This is a genomic window from Brevibacterium sp. SIMBA_078 (assembly GCF_046534565.1).
In the GTDB taxonomy this organism is placed as follows: Bacteria; Actinomycetota; Actinomycetes; order Actinomycetales; family Brevibacteriaceae; genus Brevibacterium.
Window position 1 is genome coordinate 1 of sequence record NZ_JAWRYQ010000576.1, and the last position, 237, is coordinate 237.

Consider the following 237-nt stretch of genomic DNA (forward strand, 5'->3'; position numbering starts at 1 on the left):
CTCCTACTGGTTCTAAATATAAAGAAGCAACGCCATATGATAATGCGAAGGTGCAAAGGGCTTTGTATTATGGTTGGGGTGGAGAGGAAAACATCTTTAAGAATAAGAATGAAGGGATTGTTACTACTTCATTAATTCTAGATAGGATATATTCAGGTGGAGATTCCGGCAAAAATTTACCTAAATATGATAAGCTTTGGGACTTAGTGGTGAATGGTGAAAGTCTAAATTCAGATG

At 36.3% G+C, this 237-nt stretch carries 1 protein-coding gene; it reads left to right on the top strand.

The genetic code is table 11. The features are described 5' to 3' along the window. The coding region (locus SB749_RS20855) for a hypothetical protein (protein WP_410711997.1) at positions 1 to 237 on the top strand (237 nt) is incomplete at both ends.